At 45.2% G+C, this 10,644-nt stretch carries 7 protein-coding genes; 4 read left to right on the top strand and 3 right to left on the bottom strand.

Annotated elements, in window-relative coordinates; translation table 11 throughout:
* Window positions 1-180: 180 nt before the first annotated feature.
* Both AB4653_RS04310 and pulA read right to left on the bottom strand, forming a co-directional pair.
* Entirely contained in the window at window positions 181-1,947 is a 1,767-nt protein-coding gene (locus AB4653_RS04310) for an alpha-amylase family protein (RefSeq protein ID WP_102258070.1), read from the bottom strand.
* A 273-nt stretch (window positions 1,948-2,220) separates the two neighbouring features.
* Window positions 2,221-5,934, bottom strand: coding sequence for a pullulanase-type alpha-1,6-glucosidase (pulA, locus tag AB4653_RS04305; protein WP_372071229.1), 3,714 nt, complete (start codon window positions 5,932-5,934; stop codon window positions 2,221-2,223).
* A 377-nt stretch (window positions 5,935-6,311) separates the two neighbouring features.
* Between pulA and AB4653_RS04300 the strand changes: the two genes are divergently transcribed.
* A complete protein-coding gene (locus AB4653_RS04300; RefSeq protein ID WP_065678504.1) occupies window positions 6,312-6,701 on the top strand; it encodes a DUF1294 domain-containing protein in 390 nt (129 codons plus the stop codon).
* Window positions 6,702-6,755: 54 nt separating this feature from the next.
* On the opposite strand, the gene AB4653_RS04295 is transcribed toward AB4653_RS04300, so the two are convergent.
* The gene (locus AB4653_RS04295) at window positions 6,756-7,340 is read right to left on the bottom strand and encodes a LysE family translocator (protein WP_029223178.1); all 585 of its coding nucleotides are present in this window, start codon (window positions 7,338-7,340) and stop codon (window positions 6,756-6,758) included.
* Window positions 7,341-7,481: 141 nt separating this feature from the next.
* Here AB4653_RS04295 and AB4653_RS04290 point away from each other — a divergent pair, with 141 nt between their 5' ends.
* The 3 genes from AB4653_RS04290 (at window position 7,482) to AB4653_RS04280 (ending at window position 10,404) form a co-directional block, all read left to right on the top strand.
* Window positions 7,482-7,922 carry an Lrp/AsnC family transcriptional regulator gene (locus AB4653_RS04290; RefSeq protein ID WP_009845852.1) on the top strand — a complete coding sequence of 147 codons (441 nt, stop codon included), beginning with the start codon at window positions 7,482-7,484 and terminating at the stop codon, window positions 7,920-7,922.
* 26 nt (window positions 7,923-7,948) lie between these two features.
* The gene (locus AB4653_RS04285) at window positions 7,949-8,878 is read left to right on the top strand and encodes a LysR family transcriptional regulator (protein WP_102258069.1); all 930 of its coding nucleotides are present in this window, start codon (window positions 7,949-7,951) and stop codon (window positions 8,876-8,878) included.
* 290 nt (window positions 8,879-9,168) lie between these two features.
* Entirely contained in the window at window positions 9,169-10,404 is a 1,236-nt protein-coding gene (locus tag AB4653_RS04280; RefSeq protein WP_102258068.1) for a tetratricopeptide repeat protein, read from the top strand.
* Window positions 10,405-10,644 lie beyond the last annotated feature (240 nt).

The following is a 10,644-nucleotide window of genomic DNA, read 5'->3' as shown; positions in this document are numbered from 1 at the left end:
GAATGAGTAAAAGGTCTACCAAATAATGGGGCAAAAACAAGTTACAGCTACCCGCCATAGCTGCTTAGAACGTGCTTTGAAAACCAACGACCGTCTGAATTTTACTTATCCGAAGACGACGTTAAGTACCGTTTCCTCTGATTTAACGCCGTCATCACCAGTTACTTTTAGAACGATTGATTAAAGGGGTAACACCCAAGCGAAAGCGGCTAGGGGGGGGAATTCTGCACTGAAGTAACCGACACCATTTTCCACATACAGCGTCTGTTGTTGGACGCCTTCAATATGTTCTTGGAGCGTATAGCTTCCGTCAGCGATGCCTAGTTTTTGAATAACCTCTGCCGTCACCTTCAACTGAATGTGGTCTGTTTTTCTTTGGCTGAAGTTAGCCGCGGCGATAACCAGTTCTTGGTTATCAAAACGCAAGAAAGCATAAACAGAATCACTTAGCTGATTGGATTGGTGTAAGTCTTGGTACGCTCCGGTCATCGATGAATGGTTCAATGAAAACGTCATCACTTGTTGGTAGAAGAGTCTGAGCTGCTTTTCGTCATCGTTGAGCTGCCCGCCATCGAACTTTCCTCCGTTCATCCATTTTTGATGTTGAGGAACACCGATGTAGTCAAATATAGACGTGCGAGAAGGTTGCCCAAAGCCTGCGTTCTCCGCGCCCGATTCGCCTACTTCTTGCCCGAAGTAAATCATGGTGGGAGAGCTACTTAATAGCGCACTGACTAACATGGCAGGTTTGGCAATGTGTGGGTTACCAACAAAATCAGGAGACGCGACACGCTGCTCATCGTGGTTGTCTAAGAAGTGCATCATGTGATGTTCGATGTCCATCATTTGATGCTGGATCTCAGGGATGACTGCCGTTGAAGCCTTACCTTGCATGACTGCTTTTAGGCCGTCGTAAAGATCGACTTTGTCATACAGATAGTCCATTTTACCCATGCGAATGTAATCACGATAAAGGTCCGGTTGGTACACTTCCGCCATCAAAAAGGCGTCTTGATTCTTTACTTTGATTGATGAATTGAGATAGCTCCAGAATTCGACCGGTACCATTTCTGCCATATCGTAGCGAAATCCATCGACGCCTTTTTCTAACCAATATAATGCGATGTCTCGAAACTTAACCCATGAATCCGGCACATCAACTTGCTGCCAGAAATGGTAGTGGGCGAGGTGATCATGCATCGCATAATCATTCGGTAGTTCAGGGAAGTCTTTTGAACCGTCTGGTCGCACGCCATAGTTAATTTTTACGGTTTCATACCAATCATCGAAGTTTGGTTTGCTCAAACGCGATCCGTTACCTGTCCATTTGGCTGGGGATTCAAGAAACGGTGAGGCTAAATTCGGATGTTGTTCGCCTCCAAGAGGAATGAACGCAGGTTCGATCTCGGGCAGTTCAAATGCGCTGTCAGGAATGTAATAGAAGTTATTGTTGCGATGATACTCAACCGTCGTGTCATCTTGATCACCAAAGTCACGTACGCCCTCTGGGTTATTCAAGCCTTGGTAATTACGGGCAATGTGGTTAGGGACGATATCAATGATGACTTTCAAACCATTGTCATGGCTTCTTTTGATCAAGGCTTCGAATTCCTGTAAACGCTGCGCTGGGTTGTCAGCAAGATCTGGGTTTACGGAGTAGTAATCTTTGACGGCATAAGGTGAGCCAGCCCGTCCTTTTACAACGCTTGGATGATCGTCTGAGATGCTGATGTGCTTGTAGTCGTTGATCACAGCATGATGTGGTACTCCGGTGTACCAAATATGAGTGATGCCGAGTTCTCTAATTTCTGTCAGCGCTTTATTGGTGAAGTCACTGAACTTGCCCACGCCATTTTGTTCAATGGTTCCCCAAGGTGTGTTCTGTGTATTCTGATTGCCGAACAAACGGGTAAAAACTTGATAGATTGAATGTTTCTTGTTGTACATACTTATATTCCATCTCGAGAAGTGGAGGTGTAGGGCTTTGTCGTTGAAGCTGTGCTAGACGTTATGTTTGATATAGACGTTATATTTGATATAGAAGTTATCGTTAGGAGGCTAGCTTAATCAGAATGCGGCTTTATCCTCCTTGGGTAAGAAAATCGGGGCGTAGTTGCTGTGGTATGTGAGCGGCTGCTCAAAAAAAGGGGAGGTTAATACCTCCCCTCGCTTTTCCCCAAAAAAACAGGCTCGTCTGTGATGATTATGTGAATGTGAAGCTTATTGTTTCGTCACAGATACCACGGCTTTTTCTGCGCTGTCATTGAGTTGATGAATCGCATTCAGTGTGAATGTGTAGTTGCCGGCTTCGGTTACATTCAACTTACAGTCGCCTTCGCTGCCAATGTTGATCGAGCCTTTAGCTAAGTCGACGGAGTGACAGCCAATATCCAAGACACCCCAAGTAGAACCGCCAAACTTGAAGCCATATTCACCCACAGCCAAAGCGCCACTGACAGAGTAAACGCCGTTACCAACGAAGCTCATCGCCCAAGCGTCCGTCGGGTTCCATCCGTTCATTGCACCACGTACATAGACGGTCGTTTTGCCATATGGCGGAATCTTAGATACGTCCTTTTGTGAGTTATCAACCGATAACCCAGCACCTTGTGATGCGCCTTGAGTTTGCACAAATACCGCGGTGGTCAATGGCGGAACGGTGAAGGTCTCAGCGGAAAAGGTGGCGCCTTTCACGATGTCATCGGCAGAGTTCTGCTGAATGGTATGGAGTGTAAAGCCCGTCGCTCCCGTGATCTTGAATGATTGAGATTTACTCGTTGAGTTTATGACAACCACAATGGCATCAGCGGTTGGATCTAGGTCTTTGCCTGTGGAGATTCCGTCATCAATAGACATCACGATCAGGCCTTCGATTTGATCTTTGCCCACATTGCGGAAGTCGACACGCTTCATGACTTCTTCTGCTGTGTCTAAGCGGAACAGTTCACTTGAGCTGCGGATTTTTAACAGCTCTAGGAATTGCTGCTTGGTGAGGTCAATGTCTTCTTTTACTGGTTTAGCTGTGCTGTCGGCAATGATAGTTTTGATGAGTTCCCAGTTGGCACCATCTTTGTCTTCACGAGGTAAGCCAACATTCCAGTTATTGCCAGTACCATCAAACATCACACGGTTGTACCAATCGCCAGAGTCGTAAGAATCACGCTGCATCGATTTAGAACGTAACAGTTCAGAACCCATGTGTATGAACGGGATGCCTTGACCCAACATGACGGTCGAGAGCGATACCGACTGCATACGAGCACGTTCTGCAGAGCTTGTACCTTCGGCGATTTTGTAAGCGTTGTTATCCCAAAGAGTTTGGTTATCGTGCTTGGAAACGTAAGAGATGTTCTCTGACGGCATTTTGGTGTAGCCGGCAGGTGCGCCGTTGTAGTCGACGTTTTTGCCCAGTTTGGTATCGCCTTTGTAATCCAGTAATACGTATTCGGCTAAGTTACCGGCCATGCCTAAACGCACAAGATCTTGGTTGTGTAAACGACCGTTGACTGAATCTTGATCAACTTTGGTTTCTTCGTTGGCAAACGCGGCGTTACCGAAGCCTTGGTTAAATCGAAGTGGGTGCTTACCTTCAGAATCGACACCACCATCAAATGGGCTACCGCCGCGTACTGCATCACGCAAACGGTCAGAGAAGGTGCCAATTTCGGTGCCTGCCATATTGATCTGGTTGGCTTGTTCGAAGCGAGCGTTGTTTGCTACTTCGCCAAAGTCCCAACCTTCGCCATAGAACAGGGTATTTGGGTCGATCTTGCGCACTTCTTTCAATGCTTCAACCATTACGCTTTTTGGCTGGTGGCCCATTAAGTCAAAACGAAAACCATCAACCTTATAGTCGTCAGCCCATACCTTGAGTGAGTCGACCATCAACTTACCCATCATTAGGTTTTCAGTTGCGGTGTTATCACAACACGTTGAGCTTTCCACGCCACCAGTGTTCACATTCAGGCGGTGATAATACCCAGGGACGATCTTATCCAGTACGGACTTATCGTTCACGCCAGACGCATTGGTATGGTTATAAACCACGTCCATGATCAGTTTAAGATCCATTTCGTGCGCAGCTTTAACCATTTGACGGAATTCTAGAATACGTTTTGAACCGTTAGGATCTGTCGCGTAACTTCCCTCTGGAACGGTGTAATGAAATGGGTCGTAGCCCCAGTTGAAACTATCTAGCATACGCAGATCGTTCATTAGAGCTTGGGCATCGCCTGTTGAAGAGTTATAGCTGTTGAGTACGGTTTCGATGGTTTTGTTTTCATCTTCGGTGCCGCATAAAGTCGCCGTTGGTTTTACGTTACAGAGTTTGCCAACGGTGTCGGTGATATCCACGCGGCTCGCGTCATCTTCATTGATGGTAGCGATATCGAATGCAGGTAAGATATGAAGCGTAGTTAAACCGGCATCTTTCAGAGCTTTCAAGTGTTTTACTGACTCACGATCGGCTTCTGTTAGCGCTAGGTACTTGCCGTTTAAGCTTGCTGTACCTAACTTATCACTGAAGCTAAAGTCACGAAGGTGTGATTCGTACAGTACGTGGTCTTCGTCTTTCTTCACGGTTGGGCGCTTATATCCAGCCCAACCTTGTGGCATCAGTGCTGCTTCATCAAGGTCAATCACTTGTGAGTATGCTGAATTCTTCGACAAGCCGAGTGAGTATGGGTCGGTCACAAGGCGAGTTTCGATATTACCAGTGGTTGGGTGGTAGACCTTCACTTGGTAACGGTAATAACTATTCACGGCGTTAGAAATTGAATCCGTTGCCCAAATGCCTGTTTCCAAGCTTTCCGTCATTGGGATCACTTTTGAACTTTGTCGGTCTTCGCTGTAGAGGACGAGTTCAACATCTTGCGCGGTAGGAGCCCAAAGTTTGAAGGTCGTCGTGCTGCCTTCCACAATCGCCCCCAGTGTTTCTCCGATTGCGTTACCCGTCTCTTTGTTGGCAAATACAGCATCAAGTACGCCGGGCTTTTGAACTTCAGTTGAAGAGATAACGTCGCCATTCACATTATACGCAACAACAATGATTTGAGATTTCAAGATGGTGCGCAGCGTGCTGGCGTCAACATCAATTGATAAAGCGGGTAGGCTTGCTAGATGACGGAAGCGTTCTTTTAATGCAGAGGATAGCTTGCCATCTTTTTTGAGTTCAACGGCCTGCCCACCGGCGATCGCCTTATCATCGTTTATCGTGATGCTGTTATCGAGTGCGTAGAACAACTTGAGAGAATCGGCACCGTCTGCAGCTTCCCAAGCGATTGTGTTTGAGTCCAACCAATGTGCCTTCTGGCCATCAATCTTAACTGGGCGTTCTGAAATCGGTTCGTAGTACAGCGCGCTGCTGCCATGGAAACCGAATACAGATTGAGATTGACTCAGTTTGGTGAGATCAATTTTCGAGTTGGCGCTGCCAAACGCCTTATCGCCGCCATTATGCAAGATGAAGTTCATGCACTTATGAGGGTCGGATGCATCTGGGTCGACTTTCAACACGTAGTAGGCGCCATAGGTATCATTGATGCCCTTGAATTCATAAGGTACATCCCAGTCAGTCCCATTGTTACCTAATCCCATGCCGACTAAGTCAGTGCTCGTACAACCTTCACCATTCCAAAGGTGAAGCCCCCAGCCGTCGTAGGTCGAGCCAGAAGCGCGAGCCGCTGCAACATCTCGTTTGTAATAAATAACAACTTCGTTTTCAGCGGCTTTATATAGACTATTGCTGTCAGAGTTTGTTTTGCTAGTGTCGCTTCCACAGCCTGCTACCAAGGTCGCGGTGACGAGAGGCAATATCGCCTTGGCTAAAGCTGAACGTTTGAAGTTGTTTGTTTGCGCAATATTGAAGCTCTTTGTTTTTGCAATCTTCAAGGTACTTTGTAGAATCTCGTGTTTATTGGTATTTATTTCGTTCACGTTTTGATATCCATATTTTTTACGAAGATGAATATCCTAGGCTTAACGATGCTCCACTATTTGTGACGCTTATGTATTAAGTTATTTTTAATCCGTAAAAATAGGAAACCTAGTGTCGATATCACGGATTGTGGTGGTTAACGCGCTTTTTTATTGGTTCAATAGCTCATAAAATACAGTTGGTTAGCCATAGGCGTAGAAGATAGGAGTAGTCGCTAGGGGTGATAACTACGCCTTATTTATGTGAGCTTAGTGGCACTTCACTCGCTGGTTGTTTTTCCTATCAAAAAAAGTTTGTACTCATTCGCCTCAAATAGCCTTAGTGAGTCTTTAATGTGGAATGGTGACGCTATGTTGTTCATTATCCAAAGGAGTTGATGTTGTCTTCATCTATTCAAATCGCTATTACTTATCTGGTATTGGTAGCGGTATCTGCGTTGTTTTCAGAAAGTTCAAAAGCGCTCTTGGTGTGGTATTTAGTTATCGGAATAGTGACGTTTTTTGTGTACGCGAAGGACAAGAGAGCGGCAATCAATGGTAATTGGCGTGTACCAGAGAAAACTCTGCATGTTTTTTCTGTTGCTGGTGGTTGGTTAGGTGCGTTAATTGCTCAAGATAAACTGCGTCATAAAACGCAGAAGCAACCATTTAGATTTGTATTTTTCGTGACGGCGTCACTTAACGTTGTGGCTTTTGTCTGGACGTTAACGCCGAGTGGGCAGGCGACATTTGGTCAATGGCTAAGCGAGATTATTAAGCTCTTTTAAAGAAACGGATGGTTAGCACCGGTGTACTAACCATCAATAGATAAAGTAAGTCGATTAGATCATCGGAATCGTTGAGGCTAGAAGTAAGCCTGCCATACCGTAGTTGAAGCTCTTGATGCGTACTGGTGTTGTTAACCAGTGTTGCAGTTGTTTGCCTGCTGCCGTCCAGAATGTCACTGATGGCAAGTTGGCTAGTGTGAATATACTGGCGATGATCGCGAGCTCCCACCATGAACTACCACTGCTGTACACTGAAATTGCCGTCAGCGCCATTGACCAACCTTTCGGGTTCACCCACTGAAAACTTGCCGCACCAATGAAGGTCATTGGTTTAAAAGCCTCAGTACTTTTCGCTTTACCGCTCAATGCTATCTTAATCGCAAGGTACACGAGGTAAGCAAGACTCAGGTATTTCAAGATTTGGTGAGAGACCGGATAGGCGTTAAAAATCCCCATTAAGCCGAAGCCAACCAATAGCAACATGGCTGCAAACCCCAGAGCAATGCCCAGCATGTGCGGAATGGTACGAGCAAAGCCAACATTGGCTCCTGATGTCATGAGCATGATGTTATTTGGACCTGGTGTGAAGGTCGAGACAAACGCAAACAAGGCAAGTGCGCTAAGTTGTTCTAAAGGCATTGTGATTCTCCAGCAGTAAAATGAACGAAGTGACTGACCGGTCATGACTTTCACGTGTTGAGAAACATAGTAGGTGGAAAGTGAGGCAATTATGTGCTTTTATTTCCTCAATTATCACTTAATGCACAATAATAAGTACTTATGGATAGATTTGACGAAAGGATATTGCAAGAGCTTAAATTGGACGGCAGAATCTCCAACATTGAGCTTTCAGAACGTATAGGATTGTCGGCTTCAGCGACCTTAAGGCGAGTACAGGATCTCGAGCGTAAAGGGATCATTCAAGGTTACCGCGCGGTTCTGGATAATGGCCTGATGGGCGTTGGCTTTATTGCTTATGTTTCGATTGGCTTGTCGAGCCACAGCAAAGCGGCTCAGCTAGAGTTTGAACAGCACGTCAGTATGGAGAAAGAGGTGGTGGAGTGTCACAACATTACTGGTGCTAACGAGTACTTGCTTAGAGTTGAGACCAAAGATCTACCGGGCTATAAGAAGTTTCATGCCGATGTGCTTGGGGAATGTGCTCAGGTTCAATCCATTACGACCATGGTTGTTATGGATACACCCAAAGATGAACGTTAGTCGAGTTTTATTGTAGGAGAGGCGCAGTGCCAAATACTAATCAGTTGTTATTGTTCTTAGATGTGGTTCAACAAGGGTCGTTTACCAAAGCGGCAACCTTACACGATATGGACAACTCATCGCTCTCTAAACAGATCAAAAAGCTGGAGCAAGATTTAGGTGTTCAGTTACTCAACCGTTCTACGCGTTCGTTCTCGTTGACGTCGGCAGGGGAAGATATTCTCGCGCAAACCTATGTACTGAAAGATACTATTAATCAGATTCAAGGCATTGCCGACTCGTACCAATCTGAACCCAAAGGTGTGTTACGAATTACGTCGCCGATCTATTTTGGTCAGCAATACTTACAACCTATTATTACTCAGTTCATGAGAAAGTATCCGGATGTTCAGATTGTGCTGTCACTAGACGACAAGATCGCGAATATTATTGCAGGGCAGTTTGATATCGCGTTTCGCTTCAGTAAGCTTGTTGAATCCAATTTGATTGCCAAGAAGATTGCCGACAGTAACTTCATGCTGGTTGCATCGAACGACTTTGTGAAAGAGCACGGTGAGCCAAAGACGCCACAAGATTTGCTCTCTTTACCTGCGGTTATCTATACCAATGGTGATATGACAGTCGATCACCTGCGGATCAGTGAAGAGCCGCATGGCAACACTTTCCAAAGCCTAACGATTCGCGGTAACTATAAGGTGAGTGATGTTCGCACCATGGTGTCTTGCGTGAAAGATGGCTTAGGTTATGGCTTCCTTGACCAATCAAACTTGTATGCCTCAATGAAAGAACTGGGCTTGGTTACGTTACTTCCTGATTATGCAATCTCGACGGTTGATACGGCTATTTATGCTGTGTATCCGCATCGTAAGCAGACCAAATTGGTGAAAGAGTTCATTACTATGGTTCAAGACTATATTGGCTCTCCGACCATTTGGGAAAAGATGCAGCAAGGTTAGTTGGAAAGTCTAGGCCATAAGCTGATAGATAAGATAGATAAGTAACGCCCCAAGACTTATAGAGAAAAAGCGAGCGGGATCACAGCATTAATGGAGTGCTGACGGATAGATACTCGTAGGCTTTTTATCATTATGTATTCCTGAGATACTGAACAAAATTCATGTTAGGGCGGAACGTTTTAATAACTGCGCTTTTCCCTGTCATTCAAACATACTGCTCGCTATAGGTTGATTGCTTTCCTGTGTAGGGTGCTATTAGCCGAGTTAGGACAAAATATTTTATGAGTACAATGGGAATCGCAATTGGTGCGACCGCTCTTTCGTTAATACTGATTGCTGTTTGGTTGGTCTCTTTGTCGCTAAGAAAAAAGCGCTTGGAACAAGAACGTAAAGCTCGCGCTGTCGCTTACCGAAAAGCGATTGAAAAAGCACGTATCCAAGAGCAAAAAGATCGTCAATTTAAGGCTGAAACAGGGCATGTGCCGTCGATTCTGTATTTGGCGAAAGAGGCCGAACGAGTCAATCTTAAGGAAGCTCTGTATTGGTACGATAAAGCTGCCCATTTAGACAATGTCAACGGCATGTACGGCATTGTGCGTCTGAGTATGAAGTGCAAAGAAGACCTAATTTTAAGAGAAAAGGCCAATTTTTGGCAGTTAGCGATATCAGCACTGGATAATGATCCGCTTGCAAAATTCGAGGTGGGTAAAGCACTCGTGTTTGGTCGCGGAGTTGAGAAAAACCTTCCGAAAGGCAGCGCCTATATTGAAGAGTCTGCAGCTAGTGGTAACACTGAAGCGATGCTTTTTATGGGGGATTGGTGCTTAGATAGAGAGAACCCAGATTATTCTCCAGAAAGCTCTTTCATGTGGTACAGAAAAGCGGCTGAAAAGAATAGTCTAGACGGAAAAATTAAATTGGGTATGAGCTATTTGAACGGTGTTGGTGTTGTCGCTAATCATCGTGAAGCGGTTTACTGGTTTGAAACGGCAGCTGAAAAAAACTGTGCAGAAGCGATGTTTAAAGCCGGTGAGGCGTGGATTGACCATGGTGAGCACGGCAATGCTATCGCGTATATCTGGTTATTCTTATCGGCTCATTTTGGCTATGCGGATGCTAGGTATTTGAGAGATAAAGTTGGTGGGGATCTTGGTGTTGATGCCGTTGTGGGATTACAGGCTCTGACTAAGCCAATAATGACCAAGTTGACGCAAGAAGCAATCACCAAGCACTCTATCGTTAAAGCGCTCAACAAGCTCTACAAACGCGATATCCCAGTACATAAGAAAGTGAAAGAAGCCTCTGACGAAGAAAGTGATGAGTTAGGTGTCGATAAGGCGGATTTGGATACCGAAGCTTCAAGTGCTCAAGGTTTAAATGCCAACAATCACCAACAGGCGGCTGAAAACCATGATGGTGACAAGGCAAGCGCGAATCGAGCATCACAAGATAAGCAAGCTAACTCTAATGGCGGTTCTTTGGACTTTAGCCAACCGGCAGTTGAGTCTAACTGGAAGAGCAATTAATAAACCGTGTTTATGAGTTATTACTTGTGTTCTGAACATGACTGAAACGAGTAGTTCTACAATTTAAAAAATCCAACGATGTTATATGATTGTAGATATTATAACTGACTGTATTAAGCCGCTAAGTCATACGGTAGGTATTATTGACTGCGGCGGGTAAAGCACTCAAACAAAAAAAAGGGAAGCATCTGCTTCCCTTTTTGTTTATGTACGATTTGCTTTTTAGAGCTTAGAGCTTAG

It is taken from the genome of Vibrio sp. 10N.222.48.A3 (assembly GCF_041475345.1).
In the GTDB taxonomy this organism is placed as follows: domain Bacteria; phylum Pseudomonadota; class Gammaproteobacteria; order Enterobacterales; family Vibrionaceae; genus Vibrio; species Vibrio tasmaniensis_A.
The sequence above is the reverse complement of the archived record's forward strand: the minus strand, read 5'-3'. Positions and strand labels throughout refer to the sequence as shown.